This window comes from Microbacterium sp. C448 (assembly GCF_000582705.2).
GTDB lineage: Bacteria > Actinomycetota > Actinomycetes > Actinomycetales > Microbacteriaceae > Microbacterium > Microbacterium lacus_A.
In genome coordinates, this window is record NZ_HG779697.1 from 1 (window position 1) to 22,594 (window position 22,594).

At 67.2% G+C, this 22,594-nt stretch carries 22 protein-coding genes and 2 tRNA genes; 18 read left to right on the plus strand and 6 right to left on the minus strand.

Translation table 11 applies throughout. The annotated features are described in order from the left end of the window. Nucleotides 1-155: 155 nt before the first annotated feature. From MIC448_RS09970 to era, 5 genes are read left to right on the plus strand one after another with little or no spacing between them, the layout of a single operon-like run. A complete protein-coding gene (locus tag MIC448_RS09970) occupies nt 156-449 on the plus strand; it encodes an HIT domain-containing protein (RefSeq protein ID WP_051513562.1) in 294 nt (97 codons plus the stop codon). Next, nucleotides 442-1,545: a PhoH family protein gene (locus tag MIC448_RS09975; RefSeq protein ID WP_036299003.1), complete on the plus strand. Its 1,104-nt coding sequence runs from the start codon at nt 442-444 to the stop codon at nt 1,543-1,545. The genes MIC448_RS09970 and MIC448_RS09975 overlap by 8 nt, the downstream gene beginning before the upstream one ends. Next, nucleotides 1,542-2,015 (plus strand): rRNA maturation RNase YbeY, encoded by a 474-nt coding sequence (ybeY, locus tag MIC448_RS09980; protein ID WP_036299005.1) that lies wholly within the window; start codon nt 1,542-1,544, stop codon nt 2,013-2,015. The genes MIC448_RS09975 and ybeY overlap by 4 nt, the downstream gene beginning before the upstream one ends. Further along, nucleotides 2,012-3,370 carry a hemolysin family protein gene (locus MIC448_RS09985; protein ID WP_081766334.1) on the plus strand — a complete coding sequence of 453 codons (1,359 nt, stop codon included), beginning with the start codon at nt 2,012-2,014 and terminating at the stop codon, nt 3,368-3,370. The genes ybeY and MIC448_RS09985 overlap by 4 nt, the downstream gene beginning before the upstream one ends. Continuing rightward, nucleotides 3,363-4,289: a GTPase Era gene (gene era / locus MIC448_RS09990; protein ID WP_051513558.1), complete on the plus strand. Its 927-nt coding sequence runs from the start codon at nt 3,363-3,365 to the stop codon at nt 4,287-4,289. The genes MIC448_RS09985 and era overlap by 8 nt, the downstream gene beginning before the upstream one ends. 299 nt (nt 4,290-4,588) lie before the next feature. On the opposite strand, the gene MIC448_RS09995 is transcribed toward era, so the two are convergent. Continuing rightward, entirely contained in the window at nt 4,589-6,004 is a 1,416-nt protein-coding gene (locus tag MIC448_RS09995; protein WP_036299007.1) for an HNH endonuclease signature motif containing protein, read from the minus strand. A gap of 140 nt (nt 6,005-6,144) precedes the next feature. Next, a complete protein-coding gene (locus tag MIC448_RS10000) occupies nt 6,145-6,777 on the minus strand; it encodes a hypothetical protein (RefSeq protein ID WP_036299009.1) in 633 nt (210 codons plus the stop codon). A gap of 178 nt (nt 6,778-6,955) precedes the next feature. On the opposite strand from MIC448_RS10000, the gene leuA reads away from it, so the two are divergent. Further along, nucleotides 6,956-8,713: a 2-isopropylmalate synthase gene (gene leuA / locus MIC448_RS10005; RefSeq protein WP_036299011.1), complete on the plus strand. Its 1,758-nt coding sequence runs from the start codon at nt 6,956-6,958 to the stop codon at nt 8,711-8,713. A gap of 107 nt (nt 8,714-8,820) precedes the next feature. Here the strand turns inward: leuA and MIC448_RS10010 are convergent, their stop codons facing one another. Beyond that, on the minus strand, nt 8,821-9,489 hold the full coding sequence (locus tag MIC448_RS10010) for a trimeric intracellular cation channel family protein (RefSeq protein ID WP_036299036.1): 669 nt from the start codon (nt 9,487-9,489) through the stop codon (nt 8,821-8,823). Nucleotides 9,490-9,595: 106 nt separating this feature from the next. On the opposite strand from MIC448_RS10010, the gene recO reads away from it, so the two are divergent. The 3 genes from recO to MIC448_RS10025 are packed head-to-tail and all read left to right on the plus strand — an operon-like array spanning nt 9,596 to nt 11,883. Next, nucleotides 9,596-10,324 carry a DNA repair protein RecO gene (gene recO, locus MIC448_RS10015; RefSeq protein WP_036299013.1) on the plus strand — a complete coding sequence of 243 codons (729 nt, stop codon included), beginning with the start codon at nt 9,596-9,598 and terminating at the stop codon, nt 10,322-10,324. Then, on the plus strand, nt 10,321-11,136 hold the full coding sequence (locus MIC448_RS10020) for an isoprenyl transferase (protein ID WP_036299015.1): 816 nt from the start codon (nt 10,321-10,323) through the stop codon (nt 11,134-11,136). The genes recO and MIC448_RS10020 overlap by 4 nt, the downstream gene beginning before the upstream one ends. A gap of 54 nt (nt 11,137-11,190) precedes the next feature. Beyond that, nucleotides 11,191-11,883, plus strand: coding sequence for a DsbA family protein (locus MIC448_RS10025; protein ID WP_036299017.1), 693 nt, complete (start codon nt 11,191-11,193; stop codon nt 11,881-11,883). Nucleotides 11,884-11,895: 12 nt separating this feature from the next. On the opposite strand, the gene MIC448_RS10030 is transcribed toward MIC448_RS10025, so the two are convergent. Beyond that, nucleotides 11,896-12,399, minus strand: a complete 504-nt coding sequence (locus MIC448_RS10030) for a glutathione peroxidase (RefSeq protein WP_036299019.1) — start codon at nt 12,397-12,399, stop codon at nt 11,896-11,898. 62 nt (nt 12,400-12,461) lie between these two features. Between MIC448_RS10030 and dusB the strand changes: the two genes are divergently transcribed. From dusB to MIC448_RS10065, 7 genes are all read left to right on the plus strand, one after another. Then, nucleotides 12,462-13,616, plus strand: coding sequence for a tRNA dihydrouridine synthase DusB (gene dusB / locus MIC448_RS10035; RefSeq protein ID WP_036299021.1), 1,155 nt, complete (start codon nt 12,462-12,464; stop codon nt 13,614-13,616). Between the two features lie 97 nt (nt 13,617-13,713). Then, the gene (locus MIC448_RS10040; RefSeq protein WP_036299038.1) at nt 13,714-15,021 is read left to right on the plus strand and encodes a deoxyguanosinetriphosphate triphosphohydrolase; all 1,308 of its coding nucleotides are present in this window, start codon (nt 13,714-13,716) and stop codon (nt 15,019-15,021) included. Next, nucleotides 15,021-16,886 (plus strand): DNA primase, encoded by a 1,866-nt coding sequence (gene dnaG / locus MIC448_RS10045; RefSeq protein WP_036299023.1) that lies wholly within the window; start codon nt 15,021-15,023, stop codon nt 16,884-16,886. Before MIC448_RS10040 ends, dnaG begins: the two co-directional genes overlap by 1 nt. A gap of 40 nt (nt 16,887-16,926) precedes the next feature. Beyond that, on the plus strand, nt 16,927-17,715 hold the full coding sequence (locus MIC448_RS10050) for an ATP-binding cassette domain-containing protein (protein WP_036299025.1): 789 nt from the start codon (nt 16,927-16,929) through the stop codon (nt 17,713-17,715). A gap of 70 nt (nt 17,716-17,785) precedes the next feature. Then, nucleotides 17,786-17,858: transfer RNA gene (locus MIC448_RS10055), tRNA-Asn, on the plus strand. Between the two features lie 2 nt (nt 17,859-17,860). After that, nucleotides 17,861-18,604 (plus strand): sulfite exporter TauE/SafE family protein, encoded by a 744-nt coding sequence (locus tag MIC448_RS10060; protein ID WP_036299027.1) that lies wholly within the window; start codon nt 17,861-17,863, stop codon nt 18,602-18,604. Nucleotides 18,605-18,668: 64 nt separating this feature from the next. Continuing rightward, entirely contained in the window at nt 18,669-20,303 is a 1,635-nt protein-coding gene (locus tag MIC448_RS10065) for a cell wall metabolism sensor histidine kinase WalK (protein WP_051513559.1), read from the plus strand. Here MIC448_RS10065 and MIC448_RS10070 read toward each other — a convergent pair. Both MIC448_RS10070 and def read right to left on the minus strand, forming a co-directional pair. Then, on the minus strand, nt 20,300-20,623 hold the full coding sequence (locus MIC448_RS10070; protein WP_036299029.1) for a hypothetical protein: 324 nt from the start codon (nt 20,621-20,623) through the stop codon (nt 20,300-20,302). The two genes, MIC448_RS10065 and MIC448_RS10070, sit on opposite strands and share 4 nt — an antisense overlap. A gap of 59 nt (nt 20,624-20,682) precedes the next feature. Next, entirely contained in the window at nt 20,683-21,249 is a 567-nt protein-coding gene (gene def, locus MIC448_RS10075) for a peptide deformylase (protein WP_036299031.1), read from the minus strand. A 63-nt stretch (nt 21,250-21,312) separates the two neighbouring features. Between def and MIC448_RS10080 the strand changes: the two genes are divergently transcribed. Both MIC448_RS10080 and MIC448_RS10085 read left to right on the plus strand, forming a co-directional pair. After that, complete coding sequence (locus MIC448_RS10080; RefSeq protein ID WP_051513560.1) at nt 21,313-22,341, plus strand: DMT family transporter; 1,029 nt, start codon at nt 21,313-21,315, stop codon at nt 22,339-22,341. 22 nt (nt 22,342-22,363) lie between these two features. Then, nucleotides 22,364-22,437: transfer RNA gene (locus MIC448_RS10085), tRNA-Ile, on the plus strand. Nucleotides 22,438-22,594: the final 157 nt, after the last annotated feature.

Below are 22,594 nucleotides of genomic sequence, written 5' to 3' on the forward strand. Positions count from 1 at the left end.
CGTCGACGGCGGGCCCCGCCGCGCTGGCGGTAGCGAGCGCGGCCCTCGGCCGCTGGTAAGCCCGACCGCGCAACAGCGCCGCTCGGTAGACTGGAGGGGTGAGCACTGAACCCTCGATCTTCACGCGCATCTTGCGCGGCGACATCCCCTCCGAGATGGTGGGCGAGACCGAGAACGTGTTCGCCATCAAGGACATCGCGCCGCGCGCTCCGCTTCACCTGCTGGTGATCCCGAAGACCGAGAAGTACCGCAACGTCGTCGAGCTTGCTGCGGGCGACCCGGATCTGCTGGCCGAAATGATCGGCCTCGCGAACACCCTTGCGATGCAGCACTCCGACGGTGACTTCCGGTTGGTTTTCAACACCGGAGCCGAAGCGGGCCAAACCGTTTTCCATGTACACGCCCACGTTCTCGCGGGCGGACTTTCTGAGAAGAGCGTCAGTGACTGAACCGACCGAAGAGACTTCGTCGGGCGAAGAGACCGTCAGCGATCGGGTTCTGGCCGACGGCGTCGCGATGGTGCAGCTGCTCGGCCCGCAGGATCGACTCCTTCGCGTGGTCGAGAAGGAGCATCCGGATGTCGATGTCCACGTTCGCGGCAACGAGATCACCCTGTCGGGAACGAAGGATGCCGTGGCCGCTGCTCGCACCCTCGTCGATGAACTGCTCACGATGACCCGCGAAGGCTACAGCGTTGCGCCCGCCGACGTGTCGTCGTCGGCGCGGATGCTGGGGGATGACCCCGCGCGTCGCCCCTCGGATATCCTGGGCGAGGCCATCCTGTCGTCGCGCGGCAAGATCATCCGCCCGAAGACCCTCGGGCAGAAGGAGTACGTCGACGCGATCGAAGAGAACACGATCACGTTCGGTATCGGCCCGGCCGGTACCGGCAAGACGTATCTCGCGATGGCGAAGGCCGTGCAAGCGCTGCAGCGCAAAGAGGTCAGTCGCATCATCCTGACCCGTCCCGCGGTCGAGGCGGGGGAGCGGCTCGGGTTCTTGCCCGGCACGCTCAACGACAAGATCGACCCGTACCTGCGCCCGCTGTATGACGCGCTGAACGAGATGATGGACCCCGACATCGTCCCGAAGCTCATGGCGACGGGCACCATCGAGGTGGCGCCGCTCGCGTACATGCGCGGACGCACGCTCAACGACTCGTTCGTGGTGCTGGACGAAGCGCAGAACACCACGCCCGAGCAGATGAAGATGTTCCTGACCCGCCTCGGTTTCAACACGCGGATGGTCGTCACGGGCGATATCACTCAGGTCGACCTGCCCGGCGGATCGTCGGGGCTCCGGCTCGTGACGCGGGTGCTCGATGACATCGACGACATCCATTTCGCCCGATTGACCAGCGCGGATGTCGTGCGGCACACGCTCGTCGGCAAGATCGTCGACGCCTACACCGAGTACGACGAACAGCGGACGGCCGAGCGCTTCGAGCGCGAGCAAGCCGCGCAGTTCGCCAACCGCGCCGAGCGCCGCTCCTCCACGCGTCCGCTCGGCCCCCGCGATCGCAAGAGCCAGGGAGGACGCTCGTGACCATCGAGATCACCAATGAATCCGGGGTGACGGGCGTTGACGAGACGAAGCTGCTTCGGCTCATGGAGTACAACCTCGCCGAGCTGCACGTCAGCCCCGAGGCCGACGTCGCGATCATCCTCGTCGACGAGGGCGCCATGGAGGCCCTGCACGTGCAGTGGATGGATGAGCCGGGCCCGACGGATGTCCTGAGCTTCCCGATGGACGAGCTGCGCCCCGGCACGGAAGACATCCCGACGCCCCCGGGTCTGCTGGGCGACATCGTGTTGTGCCCGCAGGTTGCGGAGACCCAGGCTCGCGAGGCCGGTCATACGACCGAGGACGAGCTGCTGCTCCTCACGACGCACGGACTGCTGCACCTGCTCGGGTTCGATCACGCCGAGCCTGAAGAAGAGCGCGAGATGTTCGCGCTGCAGCGGGATCTGCTCATCGGCTTCTCGGTTCGCGAGCGGCGCCGTAGACCCGCATGACCGCTCTCCTTCTTCTCCTCGCAGCCCTTTTTCTTGTCGCCTTCGCGGGCCTCATGGCCGCCCTCGACGCGGCACTGAGCGTGACGTCGCGCGCCGATCTCGCCGAGTGGGCGCTCACGGCACGTGCCCGGCGGTCTCTTCGTGCGATCGCCTCGGACAACGACGCGCACCTGAACGCGGTCGTCTTCATCCGAATCCTTGCGGAAACCGCGGCCGCCGTGTTCGTCACGGTTGCACTCACGATCGTGTTGGACTCGATCTGGTGGGCCATGCTCGCCGCGGTCATTCTGATGACCGGCGCCTCGTTCGTGCTCGTCGGCGCGAGCCCCCGCACCGTGGGGCGCCAGCACGCCGAGGGTCTGCTGCGCGCGTTCGCCCCGATCGTGCGCTTCGTCCGCATCATTCTCGGTCCGATCGCCGGCGCCCTGGTCGCGCTCGGCAACCGCGTGACGCCGGGTCGTCGACGGGTCGCCTCGTTCGCGTCCGAGCAGCAGCTGCTCAGCATGGTCGACGAGGCCGCCGAGGCGGATCTGATCGAGGACGAGGACCGCGAACTCATCCACTCGGTCTTCGACTTCACCGACACGTTCGTGCGCTCTGTCATGGTGCCGCGCACCGACATGGTCACGCTCGACGCGACGGCGACGACCGACGACGCGATGAGTCTGTTCCTCAGCACGGGTGTTTCGCGCATCCCGGTCACCGAGGGCACCGACGACGACATCGTCGGCATCCTGTATTTGAAAGACTTGGTTCAGTCGGGTTTCGGTGCCGGCGACGGATGGCGCACCCAAGGCATCCGTAAGATCCTCCGGCCAGCGAGCTTCGTTCCCGAGTCGATGATGGCCGAGACCCTGCTGCAGCAGATGAAGCGCGACGCCGTGCATGTCTGCATCGTCGTCGACGAGTACGGCGGAATCGCGGGGCTCGTGACTCTCGAGGACCTGATCGAAGAGCTCGTCGGCGAGATCGCGGACGAGTACGACGTGCCGCAGAACGAGATCGTCGAGCTGAGCCCGGGGCGCTACCGGGTGAGTGCGCGCAGTTCGCTCGATGACATCGGTGATCTGTTCGGCATCGAGCTCGAGGACGAGGATGTCGACTCGATCGGCGGCCTACTCGGCAAGGCGCTCGGGCGCGTGCCACTGCCCGGAGCCGAGGCGACGCACGATGGCATCGTGATGACCGGCGGCGCCTCGCGCGGTCGGGGTCGGGGTATCGCGACGGTCTTCGTGGAGCGCTCCGCCGAACTCATTGCCGCCGAAGAAGCATTTGCGGCGGAGACGAACACTGGTCCGATCGAGAAGGTCGGTGCGTCCGAGGGGCGCAAACGAAAGGGAGAACCCCGTGACTGATGCGGTTTCGCACGAAGACACGGGATCGGGATCGCTTCGCAGCGGTTTCGTGACTTTCGTGGGGCGCCCGAATGTGGGCAAGTCGACGCTGACGAATGCCCTGGTGGGCGAGAAGATCGCGATCACGAGCGAGAAGCCGCAGACGACGCGTCGGGCGATCCGGGGCATCCTGAATCGTCCCGCCGGTCAGCTCGTGATCGTCGACACCCCCGGTATTCACAAGCCGCGGACGCTGCTCGGTGAGCGCCTCAATCACCTGGTCGATCAGGTGCTGGGCGATGTCGACGTGATCGCGTTCTGCGTGCCGGCGACCGAGAAGGTCGGGCCCGGCGACCGCCGCATCGCGGAGTCCCTCGACGGTTATCGTCGCGCGCGCAAGGTCGCGTTGGTGACGAAGACGGATGCTTCGTCTCGCGAGCAGATCGCGGAGAGGCTGATGGAGGTCGATTCGCTGCGTGAAGACTGGGCAGCTGTCATCCCGATTTCGGCTGAGTCGGGCGAGGGGCTCGAGATTCTTGCCGACGAGCTGCTCGGCCTGATGCCGAAGGGTCCGGCGCTCTACGATGCCGACGTCGTCACGGATGAGTCGACCGAGGATCGCATTGCCGAGATCATCCGCGAGGCGGCTCTGCAGGGTGTACGCGACGAGTTGCCGCACTCGATCGCGGTGACGATCGCCGACATCCTGCCGCGCGAGGACTCGGATCTGATCGACGTCTACGCCGACCTGGTCGTCGAGCGTGACAGCCAGAAGGCCATCATCATCGGTCACCGCGGGTCCCGGCTCGCGGATGTCGGGGCTCGGGCGCGTGCGCAGATCGAACCGCTGATGAAGTCGCGCGTGTACCTGCACCTGCACGTACGGGTGGCGAAGGAGTGGCAGCGCGACCCGAAGCAGTTGGGACGCCTCGGCTTTTAGGCGGTTGCCGGGGCTCCTGCTCGGGCTCGGGTTCTCTGTTTCGATCGCCTGACTCTGTCGGGTGAGGCCCCGTCGCGCGCTCCGTCCGCACGATCGCGGGCCCGACACGCCGGTCCGCGCCTTTGTTCGGCGGCGGGTCGCTGTTCCGATCGTGCGAACGACACCGGACGGCTGCCGAGGACAACGACCGAGACGGATGCCGGGGAAATAGCCGAGACCGATGGTGGGGAAGCGGCTGAGCCGGATGTCGAGGACAGCGGCCGAGACGGACGTTGAGGCATGCCGACCGACACCTCGGCCTACGTCCGCCGCCCGACGAGGTCGAGTAAGCGCGTGCGGGAGGTCGTGACCGGTCGCCACCGCGGATTTCGCTCGATCCATGGGGGAGCCATCACTTCCGGCACACCCCGATTCATCCGGATTTTCCATCCGCCGTGGTCGATGAAGCGGTGATGGTTCCAACACAACAGCACGCCGTTGTCGGTATGAGTCGGGCCGCCCTCGGCGTGATCCGTGACGTGGTGAATCTCACACCACGCGGCACGGACACCGCAGCCCGGGATGATGCATCCGCCGTCCCGCAGGGCGATCGCGCGACGCTGGTGTCGGTTGAACACCCGCTCTTCGGTGCCGATGCGGTGGATGCGGCCGTTCTCGCCGAGCAGCACGCGCTGGATCACTCCGGCGCATCCCGCGTGGGCGGCGGCGCGGACCGAAACCGGTTCGTCGATGCCGTCGACGTGCGCCCAGCCCGTGTCGGACACGAGATCTTCGGCACGGACCGAGATCACCAGTGTGGGAGCCGCCCCGCCGATGGTCGGAAGCTGTTCGCTGGATGCCGCGACCGACAGCGCGGTCGCCAGCGCATCGTGCCGCTTCTGGGCCGAGGTGCGGGGATCATCCACGACGCCGCCGGGCTCGCCGTCGCCCTCACCCTCGGGGCGGAATGACACGCCCTCACCCACACGCGGCGACCCGATCGCATCACAGATGCGCTGGAACTGTGCCGCAACCTCGGGCAGCAGTGCGCCCCGCAGCGGAACGACACCGTCGCGCGCGACGCCGAGGGTGACCCCGCGCATCCGCATCGCCTGCTCTTCCTTCGGCTCTGCGCCGTCTTGGTCGAGCGCTGCGGCCCACGCCTGGGCCTGCACACGCAGCAGATCGGCGCAGACGGGCGGCGCACCATCCGGACCGGTACCGCTCGCCTCGGCCGCGAGCACCGCGTCGGCCACGCGCAGGGACTCGAGCGGCACGCGCTGACTCATCGCCTCGAGTGGCCCAGACACCGCGATTAGCCCGTCGATCCCGACGTCGCCCTCGAGCAGCGCCGAGCGCATCGCGGGCAGGAGCGCGGGCAGCGCCCCTCCGCCCAGAGATTCGCCCAGCGCGACACCCTTGGACCCGCGCTGCAGACGAGCAGCGGATGCCGGACCCATCCGCGTCGCGCGCTGCACCAGCTCGCTCACGTCGTGGCATCCGCGCCGTGCGGTAAGCCTCAGGTCGCGATCGGGCCCCGCGGACCGGCGCACGACCTCGCCCACCGATTCCACGAGCACCGCGTCGGTGAGCCGCTGCAGCTCGGCAGCCAATGTCAGAGCCCGCAGCACCTTGTCGTCGCTTGCGGCCAGAATCTGCCCGTCACCAAGGGCCCGAGTCACCTGCGCACGCGCCTGCTCGATGGCCCCTTCGAGGTGATCGAGCAGTGCTTCCATACCCTCTATTCTGACGAGGGCCACCGACATTGAGACCCGGTTTCGGGCTGATCAAGTGTGAATAATGGGGTGTCTCGAGAACTTCTTTTGCGCGTCTTCCGACGGGCCTGTCAATGTGCGCCGACAGTTCCCGCGCGGGCTCAGGCGAACGGACGCATTGCCGAGCGAACGACGACGGCACCCTCGCCGTAAGTCTCATCGGCCGCGGCCTGCAGCGTCCCGTCGTCCCAGACGACGTCGACCCACAGCCATCCGTTCTCGGAGTATGACGACAGAAAGCCCTCACCGATCAGTTCAGGCACGGCATCCTGCATCTCCGTCAACGCGGCCTCGTCCGCCGTTCCCGGCCGGCCGCCCGTCGGATCCACCGGCGCGATCGGGTCGTACAGCGCCAGCATCACCGGTTCTCCGGTCACCGCGAAAGTCGAGCCGTCGTAGGTGCCCCGCACGGCGTAGGCGCCCCACGACACGTCGCCCGACGTCTCCCACCCCTCGATCCCGTCCCACGACCACCCCTCGACCGGGATGCCGCTGCACTGCGGCGGGTACGACTCGGCGATAGCGCCCAGGCACAGCTCGACCGTGCCGTCGACATCCATCACGGTGCCCTGTGCCAACACCTCGCCCGTGGGCGGCGATGGCGTTCCCCACACGACCGCTCCATCCGAGCCCGAGCCCGAGCCCGAGGACGAGCCAGGCGACGCGGTCGCGCAACCAGCGAGCAGGAGAACGGATGCGGCGGCCACGGCGCCTGCGGCGATGAAACGGCTCATACCTGAAAGTGTCGCGGTTGACGGGATCGTCTCACGAGACATCCTGCTACCATCGGTCCCATGCGTTTGCGCGGGCTTCTCCTCCTTAGCCGCCGCGACGAGGCTTCGATCTAGGGCCTTTCTCGTCGCGGAGCTTGTCGTTGGCCCCCACAAGTTCGATCAGAGAAGCGACGACATCATGGAGAACACCCAGAAGCCTTCCGGGATGCCGGTACACAAGTACCGCCCCTACCACGAGCAGATTTCGGTGCACCTGCCCGATCGCACGTGGCCCGACAAACGGATCACCGAGGCACCGCGTTGGTGCGCGGTCGATCTGCGCGACGGCAACCAGGCGCTCATCGACCCGATGAGCCCCGAGCGCAAGCGCATCATGTTCGAACTCCTCGTCAGCATGGGCTACAAGGAGATCGAGGTGGGGTTCCCCTCCGCGAGCCAGACCGACTTCGACTTCGTCCGCCTACTGATCGAAGACGGACTCATCCCCGACGACGTCACGATCCAGGTTCTGACGCAGGCGCGCGAAGAGCTGATCAAGCGCACTTTCGAGTCGATCAAGGGCGCCAAGCAGGCCATCGTGCACCTCTACAACTCGACCAGCATCCTGCAGCGCGATGTCGTGTTCCGCACCGACAAGCAGGGCGTCATCGACATCGCTCAGCAGGGCGCGCGCTGGTGCAAGCAGTACGAAGAGACGGTGCCCGAGACCACCGTCTACTACGAATACTCGCCCGAGAGCTATACGGGCACCGAGCTCGAGTTCGCCGCCGAGGTCTGCAACAAGGTCATGGAGATCTTCGTCCCTACCCCCGAGCGCAAGGTCATCCTGAACCTGCCCGCGACGGTCGAGATGGCCACCCCGAACGTCTACGCCGACTCGATCGAGTGGATGGGCCGCAACCTCGACCACCGCGAGAACGTCATCATTTCGCTCCACCCGCACAACGACCGCGGCACCGCGATCGCCGCCGCCGAGCTGGGTTACCTGGCCGGAGCGGACCGCATCGAAGGATGCCTGTTCGGCAACGGTGAGCGCACCGGCAACGTTGACCTGGTTGCCCTCGGCATCAACATGCTGACCCAGGGCATCGACCCGCAGATCGACTTCAGTGACATCGACCAGGTCAAGCGCACGGCCGAGTACTGCAACCAGCTACCCGTGCCCGAGCGCAGCCCGTGGGCCGGTGACCTGGTCTTCACCGCCTTCAGCGGATCGCACCAGGACGCGATCAAGAAGGGCTTCGAGGCGATGGATGCCCGGGCCACCGCAGAGGGCGTCTCGGTCGACGAGCTCGAATGGGCCGTGCCGTACCTGCCGATCGACCCGAAGGACCTGGGCCGCTCGTACGAGGCCGTCATCCGCGTCAACTCGCAGTCCGGCAAGGGCGGCGTCGCGTACCTGCTGAAAAGCGATCACGCGATCGATCTGCCGCGCAAGCTCCAGATCGAGTTCTCGGGTGTCGTGCAGGCCAAGACGGATGCCGAGGGTGGCGAAGTCTCGAGCGACCAGATCTGGTCGATCTTCCGCGACGAGTACCTGCCCGCGGCCGAGGCCGACGCCCGCTGGGGCCGGTTCGAGCTGCTGGCGACACGCACGCAGAGCGATATGAGCGGGGATGTCTCGCTCGAGGTCACCCTGCGTGACGGCGATGAGCGGTTCGAGGCATCCGGTCACGGCAACGGTCCCGTCGCGGCGTTCCTCGAGGTCGTTCGCGCTGAGGGGTTCGACGTCACGGTCTACGACTACGTCGAGCACGCGCTCAGCGCCGGTGGCGACGCGCAGGCCGCGGCCTACGTCGAGCTGCAGGTCGAGGGCGAGCGCCTGTGGGGCGTCGGCGTCGACGGCGATATCTCGACGGCGAGCCTCAAGGCGATCGTCTCGGGTGTCAACCGCGCGATCCGCACCCGCGAGCGTTCGCTGGTCTCGGCCGTCTGAGCCGGCTGTTCGGCTGCCGCCTCACGCGAAGTGGGGCACCGTAGCTGCTGTGGGGCAGGTTCTGCCGTGCCCCACAGCACTGCAGGTGCCCCACAACACGGCTACGGCTACGGCTTGACGATCGGCAGCACGCCCGTCTCGGCCGCAACGCGGCGCCGGTACAGCATACGCTGTTCCGGTAGCGAGAGGTCGAACACAACCGCCAGCACCCGGATGACAGCGGTCACGACTATGCCGGCGATCGCGGCCGGGACGATCGCAAGACCGAGTGTCGACGAGACCGCCAGCACGAGGCATCCGGCTCCTGCCGCGACGGCGTAGAGCGAACCTACGTGCATGACGGCGACCGGAAGCCCCATGATCACATCGCGCAAGATCGACCCGCCGACGGCCGCGACGACACCGACGAATACGGCCGGCACGACCGGCAGCCCCACGGCCAGCGCCTTGCTGGTTCCGAACGCACCGAACAGCCCGATGACGATCGCGTCGAGCCCGACGATCACGCCGTTCACACGCCGGAACAGCCCGGCGAGCAGCATTCCGACCAGCGACGCCGCGACGGCCGTCAGCAGGTACCAGTTGCTCTGCAGTGTCGACGGCGGAAGCCCGAGCAGCAGGTCACGGATGAGTCCGCCGCCCATGCCGATCACGATGCCGATGATCGCAACCCCGAGCAGATCCAGACGCCGCTGCCCCTGGAATCCGGAAGCGAACAGTGCACCCTGGATGCCTCCCAGCGCCACGGCTGTGAGGTCGGCCCAGAGGGGGATCATGAAGAGGGGTTCCACCTGTCCATTCTCGCCGCCGCGGCACCGTCAGACCGGCACCCGTGGGCGAGCCGCGCGACCCGGTGTTGCCGCACCGCCGGATAATGGACCGGTGCCCACTTACCGCGACGAGGTCGTGATCCTCCGCACCCACAAGCTGGGCGAAGCGGACCGGATCATCACGATGCTTAGCCGTCGTCACGGCAAGGTCCGCGCGGTCGCGAAGGGTGTGCGACGCACGGCCTCCCGCTTTGGGGCTCGCCTCGAGCCGTTCATGGTCGCGGATGTGCAGCTCTACGCCGGGCGGAACCTCGACATCGTGCAACAGGCCGAGAGCCTCGGCTCGTACGGCGCCGACATCGTCGTGCACTACGAGCGCTTCACGGCCGCGAACGCGATGGTCGAGACCGCCGATCGACTCAACGAGTCCGAGGCGACACCCCAGCAGTACCTGTTGCTCGTGGGTGGTCTGCGCGCCCTGGCGCGCGGTGAGCACGATTCGCGCAGCGTGCTCGACTCGTACCTGCTGCGGGTCATGGCTCTCTCGGGCTGGGCACCGAGCCTCGGCGATTGCGCCCGTTGCGGCGCCATCGGCCCGAACGACTACTTCGTCGCCCAGCTCGGCGGCATCGTCTGCAACGACTGCGCCCCTCCGGGCAGCGCGCGCATCGGCCCCGAGGCCGTCCAGCAGCTCGGTGCGCTGATGGCGGGGGAGTGGGATGTCGTGGCCGCGGCTGCCCCGCGCGCCCTGGCCGCCGCATCCGGCGTCGTCGCGGCGTACACGCAGTGGCACCTTGAGCGAGGCATCCGCTCGCTCGCGCACCTCGAAGGACCTCGATGAGCCCCAAGCCCTACACGCACAAGGATGCCGTGCCGTATCGCCCCCTCGATTGGACGGGCGTATACCCGCCGGCGTTCCCGTCGGGCTCGGTCCCCGAGCACGTGGCGATCGTCATGGACGGAAACGGTCGCTGGGCGAACCGCCGTGGACTGTCACGCGTCGAGGGACACAAGGCGGGTGAGGCGTCGCTCCTCGACGTCGTCGCAGGGGCGATCCAGGCGGGCGTGAAGCACCTGTCGGTCTACGCGTTCTCGACCGAAAACTGGCGGCGGTCTCCGGACGAGGTTCGCTTTCTGATGGGCTTCAACCGTGACGTGCTGCATCGCCGACGCGATCAACTCAACGAGTGGGGTGTACGCATCCGATGGTCCGGCCGCAAGCCCCGGCTGTGGGGTTCGGTCATCAAAGAGTTGCAGCATGCCGAGCAGCTCACGGCGAGCAACGACGTGCTGACGCTGACGATGTGCGTGAACTACGGCGGTCGAGTCGAACTCGTCGATGCGATGCGGCAGATCGCCGAGGATGTCGCACGGGGACGCATCCGTCCCTCCGCCGTCACCGAGAAGCTGATCCGGCGCCACTTGTACGTGCCGGACATGCCCGACGTCGACCTGTTCATCAGGTCGAGTGGCGAACAGCGCACCTCGAACTTTTTGCTGTGGGAGTCGGCCTACGCCGAGTTCGTCTTCTTGGACACACTGTGGCCCGACTTCTCGCGCGCCGACCTGTGGCAGGGCATCGAGCTGTACCTCGACCGCGACCGCCGCTTCGGTGGCGCGATTGACACACCCGGCGCCGCGGACGTCCCGTAGATCGAACATGCGGGTGCGGGAATACGCGTGGATGCATCGGGTGTTGAGCACGGTATGACGGATGCCATCAAGATCGACGTGTGGAGCGATATCGCTTGCCCCTGGTGCTACATCGGCAAGCGGAATCTGGAGAACGGATTGGCCGAAGCATCCTCGGATCCCGATGGCCCCCGCGTCGAGGTGACCTATCACTCGTACGAATTGTCTCCGGATACTCCGGTCGACTTCGATGGTGACGAGGTCTCGTACCTGGCAAACCATAAGGGCGTGCCGCTCGAGCAGGCGCGCGAGATGATCGACCGCGTGACGGATGTCGCCGCGGGATCCGGTCTCGCCTACCGCTACGACCTGCTGAAGCACACGAACACCGTCAGGGCCCACGAGCTGCTTCACTTCGCCAAGCACCAGGGACGTCAGCTCGACATGGCCGAGCGTCTGATGGCGGCGTACTTCATCGAGGGCAAGCACGTGGGTCGTATCAATGACCTGGTCGCCCTCGCGGTCGAGGTCGGGCTCGACGCGGACGAGACGCGCGAGGCCCTCGAGTCAGGGCGCTACCTCGCGGATGTTCGCGCGGATCAGGCCCAGGCCCAGACGTATGGGATCAACGGGGTGCCGTTCTTCGTCATCGACGGCAAGTACGGCGTGAGCGGCGCGCAGCCGCCCGAGGCGTTCGCGCAGATCGCCCGCCAGGTTTGGTCCGAGCGCCGTGAGGCCGCGAGCGAAGCCGAGGCTGTCGGGACCTGACGTCGTCGAGGGTCAGCTGGGCAGGTTGCTCTCGATGACCGAGACGATGGCCGGGTCGTCGGGCTTGACGGTTGGGCGGAAGCGATGCACGGTTCCGCCGGGCGTGAGCACGAACTTCTCGAAGTTCCAGATGATCGGGCCGTGCGCGCCCTCCGAGTCCTTGGCCTTCTTCAACGCCTTGTAGATCGGCGCCGCGCCGCCGCCGTTCACCTTGACCTTGTCGAAGATGGGAAACGTGATGCCCCAGTTGACGGCGCAGTAGTCGAGGATCTCGTCCATCGAACCCGGCTCCTGGCCCATGAACTGGTTGCACGGGAAGCCCAGCACAGTGAAGCCGCGGTCACCATAGGTGCGCTGAAGCTCTTCGAGCTGCTCGTACTGCGGGGCGAGGCCGCACTTAGACGCGACGTTCACGATCAAGATGACCTTGTCGCCGTAGTCGGAGAGCGAAGCCGTGCCTCCGTCCGCGGTGTGGAAGGGGATGTCTCGGATGTCCACAACGGTCTCGCTGGTCATGTTGTCCACGATACGACCACGCGTCGCGGCGAGGGGCGGGTTCTGTCTGGGAGAATGGAAAGATGTCCGGCCTTCTTGCTTCCGCGCCGACGTTGCGCATCGGGCCGCTCGCTCTGGATGTTCCCGTCGTGCTTGCGCCGATGGCGGGCATCACGAACACGGCGTTCCGGCGCCTGTGCCGCGAGTACGGCGCCGGCCTGTACGTCAGCGAGATGATCACGTCTCGGGCACTGGTCGAGCGCAACGCGACGACCATGCGACTGATTCAGCACCACGAGTCCGAGACGCCGCGTTCGATTCAGCTCTACGGCGTCGACCCGGTGACGGTCGCCGAGGCCGTTCGCATCATCGTGTCCGAAGACCACGCCGACCACGTCGACCTGAACTTCGGATGCCCCGTGCCCAAGGTCACGAAGAAGGGCGGGGGAGCGGCGCTGCCGTGGAAGCTCGGCCTGTTCCGCGACATCGTCGAGGGCGCTGTGAAGGCGGCCGGTGACGTCCCGCTGACGATCAAGATGCGCAAGGGCATCGACGACGACCACCTGACCTACCTCGAGGCCGGACGCATCGCCGAGGGCGCGGGTGTCGCATCCGTCGCCCTCCACGCACGCACCGCCGCACAGTTCTATTCGGGTCAGGCCGACTGGTCGGCGATCACGAAGCTCAAAGAGACCGTGACGAGCGTGCCGGTGCTCGGCAACGGCGACATTTGGTCGGCCGACGATGCCGTGCGCATGATGTCAGAGACCGGATGCGACGGGGTTGTCGTGGGACGCGGATGCCTCGGGCGCCCGTGGCTCTTCGGTGAGCTGGCCTCGGCGTTCGGTGCGGAGACTCCCGCAGTCGATGCCGACCTGGGGTTCGTCGCCCGAGCCTTCCGCCGCCACGCCGAACTTCTGGTCGAGTTCTTCGAAGACGAGGGTCGTGGATGCCGCGACATCCGCAAGCACGTCGCCTGGTATTTCAAGGGTTACCCCGTAGGCGGTGAGACGCGGGCGAGCCTCGCGACCGCCTCGACGTTGGACGAGATCGACGAACTCCTCGCCGAGTTGCCGCTCGACGCACCGTACCCGGGAGCTGCCGCCGAGGGTCAGCGAGGTCGCGCCGGCACCCCGAAGCGCCCCGCCCTACCCGATCGCTGGCTCGAGAGCCGCGACCTCGACGTGGCCGAGAGCCGCGAAATCGCGGCGGCAGAGTTGCACCACAGTGGTGGATAAAGGCGTGGTGGATAAGGGCGTGGCGGACAAGGGCGTGGCGAACAAGGGCGTGGCGAACAAGGGCGTCGCTGCTCACGCCAGAAAAGAACCCGCAGCGATCCGCACGGACGGCTACGACGAGCACGCCATCGAGCGGTTCCACGCCGAGGAGCACCGCTCGAAGCGTGATGATTTCGCCCGTGACCGGGCTCGTGTTCTGCATTCTGCCGCCCTCCGTCGACTCGCCGCCAAGACCCAGGTGCTGAGCCCCGCGAGCCCTGCCGACTTCGCCCGCAACCGGCTGACGCACTCGCTCGAGGTGGCTCAGGTCGGCCGCGAGCTCGCGACATGGCTCGAGCTCGCGCCGGATGTCGTGGATGCCGCGTGCCTCAGCCACGACCTCGGCCACCCACCCTTCGGGCACAACGGCGAGCGCGCGCTCAACGACTGGGCCGACGACATCGGCGGTTTCGAGGGCAACGCGCAGACCCTCCGCATCATCTCGCGGCTCGAGCCGAAGGTCATCGACGCCGATGGGCACAGCGTCGGCCTGAACCTCACGCGGGCCAGCCTCGACGCGACCTGCAAGTACCCGTGGACGTCGGAGCATCCGCTGCCCGACGCGGGGGGCCGCCTGAAGTACGGCGTCTACGCCGACGACGAGCCCGTCTTCCGCTGGATGCGCGAAGGTGCGCCCGGCCGTGTGCGGTGCATCGAGGCCGAGGTCATGGACTTGGCCGATGACATCGCCTACTCGGTGCACGACTTCGAAGACGCGGTGACCAACGGATACCTCGACCCGCGCCGTCTCTCGGATCCCGCCGAGCACCAGGCCCTCGTGACCGCGCTGCAGGCGTGGGTCGGCTTCGACTTCGCCCGGGATGAGCTCGACGATGCGCTCTACCGCCTGACGCGGATGCCCGAGTGGATCACGTCCTTCGACGGATCGCGCGCCGCGCTCGGTCGTCTGAAGAACCTCACGAGCGACCTGATCGGGCGTTTCGCGCGTGCCGCGACGACCGCGACCCGGGAGGCTTATCCCGCCCGGACGCTCACGCGGTACGGTGCCCACGTGGTCGTGCCGCGGGTCGTCGAGGCTGAGGTCGCCGCGCTCAAGGGCATGGTCGGCGCCTTCGTGGTGTCGATCGATGGACGCAAGACGCTCTACAAAGAGCAGAGGCGCATGCTGAAGCGCCTCGCAACCGCTCTCTGGGAGGCGGGTCCGGCCCAGCTGACCCCCGCTCTGCGCGGTGACTTCCTCGCCGCCGACTCCGACGCCGCCCGGCGCCGGGTGATCGTCGATCAGGTCGCGAGCCTCACCGATCAGGATGCCCTGTCGTGGCACGAACGCCTTCTCGGTGAGGTGGATGCGGGGGCTCTCGGCATCTGGACCCCGGGCTCGCGCCCCTGGTCGAAGGACAGCTGATGGCCGGGCGGATCGCTCAGGCCGACGTCGAAGAGGTCAAGGCCCGCACGAACATCGTCGACATCGTGGGGGAGCGCGTCGCCCTGAAATCGGCGGGTGTCGGGTCGATGAAGGGGCTCTGCCCATTCCACGATGAGCGCAGCCCGAGTTTCCACGTCCGTCCGCAGGTCGGTTTCTACCACTGCTTCGGATGCGGGGAGTCGGGTGACGTCTATACCTTCCTGCGGAAGATGGACCACGTGACGTTCACGGATGCCGTCGAGCGCCTGGCCGCTCGCATCGGCTTCACCCTGCACTATGAAGAGGGCGGCGGCCCCGCGCCCGAAACGAGCGGGCGGGCACGTCTGTATGCCGCGAACCAGACCGCCGCCGCCTGGTTCCAGAGCCAGCTGTCGACGCCCGAGGCGGAGGCCGCGCGCCGATTCCTCGGTGAGCGCGGGTTCGATGCCGGAGCCGCCGCGCACTTCGGCGTCGGCTATGCCCCGAAGGGGTGGGACAAAGCGCTGAAGGCGCTCACCGCGGAGGGCTTCTCGCGCGAAGAGCTCACGACCGCCGGCCTGATGTCCCAGGGCCAGCGGGGCGTCTACGACCGCTTCCGCGGTCGGTTGGTGTGGCCCATCCGCGATGTGACGGGTCAGACCGTCGGCTTCGGCGCGCGTCACCTGTATGAGGACGACCAGGGCCCCAAGTACCTGAACACGCCCGAGACCCCGATCTACCACAAGTCGCAGGTGCTCTACGGGCTCGACCTCGCCAAGCGCGATATCTCGCGCGCCGACCAGGTCGTGGTCGTCGAGGGGTACACCGACGTCATGGCCTGCCATCTGGCGGGCATCACGACGGCGATCGCGACCTGTGGCACCGCGTTCGGCACCGATCACATCACGGTGCTGCGGCGGGTGATGGGCGACGATAAGGCGTCGGGCGAGGTAATCTTCACGTTCGATCCGGATGCCGCGGGTCAGAAGGCGGCACTGCGTGCCTTCGCCGAAGAGAAGCGCTTCTCGGCCCAGACCTATGTTGCCGTTGCGCCCGAAGGACTGGACCCCTGCGACCTGCGGCTGCACCGCGGTGACGCCGCCGTCCGCGCCCTTCTCGAACACAAGCAGCCCATGTACGAGTTCGTGATCGACCGACGGATCGCGGACTACGACCTTGCGAGTGTCGAGGGACGCATCGGGGCGCTGCGGGCGGCGGCGCCGATCGTCGCAGACATCCGTGACCCGTCGCTCCGCCCCGGGTATACCCGGGTGCTGGCTCGTCGCCTCGGCATGGATATCGGCGAGGTCCGTCCCGCTGTCGAGCGCGCGGCCCGCGGTGCGGCGCGCGAGGGAGCCCGTGCGGACCAAGCTGCCACAACCGGAACCGCAGCGGACGGTGGGCCCGCGCCGGTTGCGGCCGTCACGCTCGCGAACCTGCCCCACACCCCCGACGTGCTGCTCGAGCGCGACGCGGTCATGGCGTTCCTGCAGTACGGACACACGGTCCCCGAAGACCTGCGGGCGCGGGCGATCGCTCAGCCGATGCGGCACCCGGGGCTCGAGGCCGTCCGCGAGTCGATCGCCACCGGAGACCCCGCACGTGCCGGGTGGGCGCTGACAGCGATCGAGAACGTGCGCGAGCCCTACCGCGGGCTCGCTGCGGAGCTCCTCGCCGCACCGTTCCCCGCTCGGGACGAACAGAGCGCCCAGGCATCCGCGGTCTCGCTCGCTCGCCGGATGCTGGCCCGCGCAATCGATCGCGAAAAGACAGAGTTGCTCGGCGCGGTCCAGCGTGTTCCGGCGGCCTCGGACGAGGGGCGCACCCTGCGGATGCGGCTCCGCGACCTCGACGCCCAGCGACACGCGTTGCTCACGGAAGACTGAATTCCCACCCCGCACCCGCGATCGGGGCATGATGAAAAGCATGGCCCGGCGTCGAGACATCCCGTTCGCAATTCTTGCGGAGGATCTGTCGTTGGCTCACACGTCCGGTTCTCGTCCGGGCGGCGGCCGCGCTGTCGACGGTGTCTCGTTCGAACTTCTGCCCGGTCGATCGTTGGTGGTGATGGGTTCGACGGGGTCGGGTAAGTCCAGTCTTGCGGTGGCTCTCGCCGGTCGCGGCGCGGACGATCTCGCGGTCGCCGGCGGCCAAGCATTCGTCGATGGTGTCTCGATCCGTCACCCCGGTCGCGCGAAGCGTGCCCTCATGTACTACACGGGGTACCTGCCGCAGCGAGCGGGCGCGGATCTGCCGCCGCGCTCGACGGCGGGCGAGATCATCACCGAACCGATCACAAGCCGCGACCGCAAGGTCGGTGAGCGGGCGCTGGCGCTGGTCGTCGCGTCGATGCTCGATGAGATGCATCTGCCGCTGAAGGTCGCCACGCAATTCCCGTACGAACTGAGCGCGGGGATGCGCCAGCGCGTCGCCCTTGCTCGAGCCCTCGTGCTGCAGCCCCGGGTATTGATCGCCGACGAACCGCTCGCGAACCTCGATGTCGCATCGCGCTCGGCGGCCCTGGCCGCGCTCCAACAGCGAGCGACCGCTTTCTCGATGGCGACTCTGGCGGTGTCGAACGACGCAGAGCTCGCGAGTGCCCTGAACGCCGACGTCATCGTGCTGCAGCACGGACACACCGTGGCGCAGGGACCACACGATCGTCTGGCGTGGGCGCCCGGTGCGGATGTCGACCCGTGGCTGGTCGCTCCCTGACGTGCGGTGTCGTTGCGGGGGGTTCGGGTTTGCTAGGATAGTTGGGTTGCCTGGCGCGAGTCGGGCGCATTCCTCCATAGCTCAATTGGCAGAGCAATCGGCTGTTAACCGATAGGTTCTTGGTTCGAGTCCAAGTGGGGGAGCAGTGACAGAACTGGCTGTGGGTGGCTGGGTTCTGCTTGTGATCGCGGCTCTCATCGTGGGGTTGTCGAAGGCTGCTCTGCCCGGCGCGAGCACCCTCGCCGTGGCGATCTTTGCAGCGATTCTGCCGGCGAAGCAGTCGACCGCCACCCTGCTGGTGCTACTCATCGTGGGCGACATCTTCGCGCTGTGGGCCTACCGCCGCCACGCCGACTGGCGCGCCCTCGGTCGACTGGTGCCCGCCGTCGCCGCGGGGCTCGTGCTGGGCGCGATCTTCCTCGTGCTCGCCGACGATTCGTGGGTTCGCCGCACGATCGGTGTCATCCTGCTGATTCTCATCGCCGTCACGCTGTGGCGTCGCTACGCGCGGCGGTGCGAGCCCTCAGTCGACGGTGCGCGCTGGCCCGCGGCGACTGCCTACGGCTCGCTCGGCGGATTCACGACCATGGTCGCGAACGCCGGCGGCCCGGTCATGTCGATGTATTTCCTGGCATCGGGGTTCCGCGTGATGGCGTTCCTCGGCACCGCGGCCTGGTTCTTCGCGCTCGTGAATCTGACCAAGCTGCCCATCATGTTCGGGCTGGGGTTGATCACGCCGGGGACGTTGTTGATGGATCTGATCCTCGTCCCCGCGGTGTTGGTCGGTGCATTCGGCGGGCGCATGATCGCGGGGCGGATCAACCAAACGTGGTTCGAACGCATCGTCATCGCGCTCACAATCGTCGGTGCCCTGTACTTGCTCATCTGACGCGCGTTCTGACGGCGTGGCGGGCGCAAAATGCTGACCGAGCACGCGAATCCGGTCTAATGTCATGCGCACCATGGTTGTGTTCGAGCGGGGCACGATCCGCCAAAGACGGTTTCTCGTCTTCATTCGCGCCCAATTGCCGCTGCTTGTCGGCACGACATTCGTGATCGGGAGCGCGCTCGTGGTCGTGCCCGAGGTCCGCGACGATGTGTTCCTCCTCGTCGGCGGCCTCGTGATCGTGGCTTCGTGCGTTATCGGCCTTCTCGTTCCGTGGCACAAGATCACCGCTCCCGGACTGGTCGTCCTTGCGATCGCGGACGTCATCGGAGTTGCTTTCGTCCGCGAGTCGCTGTTCCGCTACGTGCCCTCGGTAGAGATCCTGGCGATCTTCCCCGTGCTCTGGCTGGCGTACGGCTTCAGCCAGTGGGTTGTCGTCGCCGCGGTGGCGGGCACGATCTTCATCGCCGCGTTCCCCTACTTGGTCGCGTGGACGGTGCCGCAGTCCGGCCTCGAGTGGCTCAATCTTCTGACGTTGCCCGTGCTGGTGATCGGGATCGCGATCCTCGCGAACCTCGCGGCGGAAGAGTTGCGAACCCGCCGCGCACGTCTCATCCATGCCTTCGAGGTTCAGCAGGAAGCTCTGGAAGAAGCGCAGGACAGCGAAGCCATCGCGCGGAGCATTCTCGACACCGTTCAGGCTGGCGTCGCATTCGTCGCCATCGATGGTGAGTACATCGCGAACGAGCGGGCGCTAGAGACGGCGGTGGCAATCGGGCTGGGGGCGAGCGAGTCCCGATATAGCGGCGCGCGGATGTACACCACGGATCGCGTCACGCCGATCTCTCCCGAGGAACAGCCCATACCGCGGGGGCTCGCGGGCGAGACGGTGGAACAGCATTTCGCCTGGGTGGGCGAGGCGCATCGGCAGTCGGCGATCATCACGTCGACGAGCCCCGTGCGGCGAGACACGGGCGAGCTGCTCGGAACCGTGATCGTCATGTACGACGTAACCGACCTGGCCGAGGCCATCGAGATCCGTGAGCAGTTCCTCCGCACGGTTTCGCACGAACTACGGACCCCCCTGACGGCCGCGGTGGGTTACCTGGACCTGCTCGACGAGGACCCCGACCTGCCACCGCGACTTGCCTCTCGCCTCGACACCGTGCGTCGCGGAATGGAACGACTGACCACACGCATCGCGGAGCTGATGGCGGCCAGCGACGACGGCGTTGAGCTGCAACGTGTGCGGGTCGAGATTGGACAGCTCGTCGAGGACAGCGCCGGTAGCCTCGGTCCGGCTGCGCGCGGGCGCGTGATGCGCTTCGGAACCGACGGTACGGGTCTCGTGGCCGATGTGGACCCGCGTCGTCTCTCGCAGGCGATCGGTGAGCTGCTGACGAACGCGATCAAGTTCGGCGCCGATGACATGCCCGTGATCGTGCGCCTCTCAGGCGACGCCGACTCCATCGAGCTGCAGATCACCGACACCGGCCCCGGGATGTCGCGTGCAGAACTCACTCGAGCGTTCGACTCGTTCTACCGCGCGCCCGCGGCCCGGGCCCAAGCGATCCAGGGCTTCGGGCTCGGTCTGCACATCGTTCGCAACATATTCCGGGCCCACGGTGGCAACGTCGAGCTGCGCAGCGAGGTGGGCGTGGGTACGACGGTGATCTGTCGTCTTCCCCGGCCGGTCGCTTAGTCGCCCGAGCCCCGGTGGGCCAGCGGGTCTTCGCCGAGCATCCGCCACACCGTCTTCGTCAGCGCGGGATGCTCGAGTGCGATCTGTCGCAGCACCCGGTAGTGGCGCACGTGTGTCGGCATCCGTCCACCGTCCGCGATGATCGCGTCGGCACGCAGCATGTGGACGACGAGCTCGTCGACGGTCGGGAGGTCTTCCATGAACGCCCAGGGGTCCTCGCCGTGGCGAAGGCGCTCTTCGACGACGACGCCGAGTTCTTCGGATGCCTCGGCGCGGAGCACTTCCAGGCTCGCGCGTCGTTCGATCCGTACCTCTTCCACCCTTCGAGCCTACGCGCCGATCGGGCGGTGGGCGCAAGGCGCGGGCTACGCGGCTCGCCCTACGCGTCGAGGTCGTCGACGCCTGGCATCCACGACTGGCCGGGCACGCCCCAGCCGCGCTTGCGCACGACCTTTGCGGCGGTTTTGGCGTCGGCGTCGCCGATGCGATCGACGTAGAGGATCCCGTCGAGGTGATCGAACTCGTGTTGCAGGATGCGCGCGCGCCAGCCATCCACCTCGAGCCGCACGGGTGCGCCCTCGAGATCGGTGCCCGTGACGAGGGCGCGGTCGGCGCGGCGCAGCGGGAAACGCTCACCGGGGAACGACAGGCATCCCTCGCTCTCCTCATCCGGATCGGGGCGCCCCGGTTCCGGCGGTGTGATCCACAGCTCCGGGTCGATGACGACACCGCGCCAGGGTGCACCCTCATCGTCCTCATACGAATAGACGAAGATCCGCAGGGGTACCCCCACCTGCGGGGCGGCGAGTCCGACGCCGGGTGCGGCATCCATCGTCTCGTACATGTCGGCGACGAGAGACCGGATCTCAGCGGTCACGACACCGACGCGAGCGGCGGGGGAATGGAGGACGGGATCACCCAGGATCACGATCGGGAGCACGGCCACGTCTCGAGCCTAACCGGAGCGCCTCGACCCATCGGCATCTGCCTCGGTTAGTGTCGATGCGTGATGTGGGTGGGATCAGTAGAAGAGGTCGGCGAGCAGCTCGTCGGCGCATTCCAGAATCCAGGCCTGCTCCTGGGCATTCCTCTGGCCCTCGCGGGCGCGGTCTTCATGTCGTTCGGTGCCCTGTACCAGCACCGCGGTGTCGAGAAGGTCGAGCGCCTGAGCGGTCAGGACGGCGCGAGCGGCTTGACGATGCGGCAGATGTCGCGTCTGATCTCCCGCCCCTCCTGGGTCGTCGGCACGCTGATGCTGGCGATGGCGATTCTGTGCCAATTGGGCGCATTGACCGTTGCGCCGCTCATCGTGGTGCAGCCGCTGGGTGCGATCGCGCTCGTGGTCACGACACTGCTGAACTCGCGCGTGAGCGGCCTGGCGCCGACCAGGCGATCTCTCATGGCGATCGTCGCGTGCGTCGGCGGCATCTTCATCTTCGTGATCATCGCTGCGATCTTCGCGACCGAGCGGCCGCTCAGCGAGAACGAACTCATCACGGTACTCGTGACGCTCGGTGCCGTACTGGTGGTCATGATTGCGCTCTGGATCATGCTGCGCAAGCGGATGCGGGCGTTGTTCTACATCCTGAGCGCCGGCGTCGTCTACGGCTTCGTCGCAACGCTCGCCAAGGTCGTCATCAAGCGAATCCAGGCCGGCGAGTTCGAGTGGCTGACGCTCCTCTGCCTGATCGCGCTGCTCGCGGCCGCGGGTCTCGGCGCCTACTTCGTGCAGACCGCCTACTCGTCTGGCCCGCCCGACCTCGTGATTGCGGGTCTGACGGTAATCGACCCCATGGTCGCGGTCCTGATCGGTCTGCTCGTGCTCGGCGAGGGCGGAGCGGCGCCCCTGTGGGCGCTCATCGGCTTCGCCATCGCCGGCGCCATCGCCGTGTGGGGCGTTATCACGCTGGCGCGGTTCCACCCGCAGGTTCTGTCGCACAGCCAAGAGTTCCCGATCCTCCGCGGGGGATCGACATCCAGTGGCGGTTCGACGCGGCCCAGGATGGACGATGGCGCGGGTCCCGATCCTCTCGTCTGACGAACGCTAGGCTTTTGCCTACGGGGCGGTGGCCAAGCTGGTCAAGGCAGCGGGCTCATAACCCGACGATCGTGGGTTCAAGTCCCACCCGCCCTACTCCGAACAGCGAGCAACGCGTGCGAACGTGGAGGAGCATGAGCGCCGACGATGAGGCACCGGTCTTCCGTGCACCGATGCGCTCCCGGCACTCCTTAGCCGTCGAGGGTGCCGCGGTGGAGCGGGCACTCACGCATGGCTTGTGCGGTCTCGGCGG

Coding starts and splice junctions, on each gene's coding strand:
- MIC448_RS09970 (WP_051513562.1), top strand. CDS start 156: ATGGTGGGCGAGACCGAGAACGTGTTCGCCATCAAGGACATCGCGCCG.
- MIC448_RS09985 (WP_081766334.1), top strand. CDS start 2,012: ATGACCGCTCTCCTTCTTCTCCTCGCAGCCCTTTTTCTTGTCGCCTTC.
- MIC448_RS09995 (WP_036299007.1), bottom strand. CDS start 6,004: ATGGAAGCACTGCTCGATCACCTCGAAGGGGCCATCGAGCAGGCGCGT.
- MIC448_RS10000 (WP_036299009.1), bottom strand. CDS start 6,777: ATGAGCCGTTTCATCGCCGCAGGCGCCGTGGCCGCCGCATCCGTTCTC.
- leuA (WP_036299011.1), top strand. CDS start 6,956: ATGGAGAACACCCAGAAGCCTTCCGGGATGCCGGTACACAAGTACCGC.
- MIC448_RS10010 (WP_036299036.1), bottom strand. CDS start 9,489: ATGATCCCCCTCTGGGCCGACCTCACAGCCGTGGCGCTGGGAGGCATC.
- MIC448_RS10020 (WP_036299015.1), top strand. CDS start 10,321: ATGAGCCCCAAGCCCTACACGCACAAGGATGCCGTGCCGTATCGCCCC.
- MIC448_RS10025 (WP_036299017.1), top strand. CDS start 11,191: ATGACGGATGCCATCAAGATCGACGTGTGGAGCGATATCGCTTGCCCC.
- MIC448_RS10030 (WP_036299019.1), bottom strand. CDS start 12,399: ATGACCAGCGAGACCGTTGTGGACATCCGAGACATCCCCTTCCACACC.
- dusB (WP_036299021.1), top strand. CDS start 12,462: ATGTCCGGCCTTCTTGCTTCCGCGCCGACGTTGCGCATCGGGCCGCTC.
- dnaG (WP_036299023.1), top strand. CDS start 15,021: ATGGCCGGGCGGATCGCTCAGGCCGACGTCGAAGAGGTCAAGGCCCGC.
- MIC448_RS10050 (WP_036299025.1), top strand. CDS start 16,927: ATGGCCCGGCGTCGAGACATCCCGTTCGCAATTCTTGCGGAGGATCTG.
- MIC448_RS10065 (WP_051513559.1), top strand. CDS start 18,669: ATGCGCACCATGGTTGTGTTCGAGCGGGGCACGATCCGCCAAAGACGG.
- MIC448_RS10080 (WP_051513560.1), top strand. CDS start 21,313: ATGTGGGTGGGATCAGTAGAAGAGGTCGGCGAGCAGCTCGTCGGCGCA.